The 235-nt window shown below is 45.5% G+C and carries 1 protein-coding gene; it reads right to left on the bottom strand.

Annotated elements, in window-relative coordinates; all coding sequences use genetic code 11:
- Nucleotides 1-235 (bottom strand): Hsp70 family protein (locus IEX97_RS13815; RefSeq protein ID WP_229776947.1); only part of this gene is annotated, 235 nt, incomplete at both ends.

Here is a 235-nt window from a genome sequence, read left to right as displayed (position 1 = left end):
GTTTTTCTCAATCAGTTTGGTCATCACCCCGCCCAATGTTTCAATACCTAATGACAATGGGGTTACGTCTAATAACAGAATGTCTTTAACATCCCCGGATAAAACGGCCGCTTGAATAGCTGCTCCCACAGCAACGGCTTCGTCAGGATTCACGTCTTTACGAGGTTCTTTACCAAAGAAATCCTGGACCGTTTTTTGGACTAAAGGCATACGGGTTTGACCGCCGACTAGGATA

Origin of the sequence: Paenalicyclobacillus cellulosilyticus (assembly GCF_014647315.1) — a bacterium.
GTDB lineage: Bacteria > Bacillota > Bacilli > Alicyclobacillales > Alicyclobacillaceae > Alicyclobacillus_J > Alicyclobacillus_J cellulosilyticus.
This window is presented reverse-complemented; position numbering and strand designations above follow the sequence as displayed.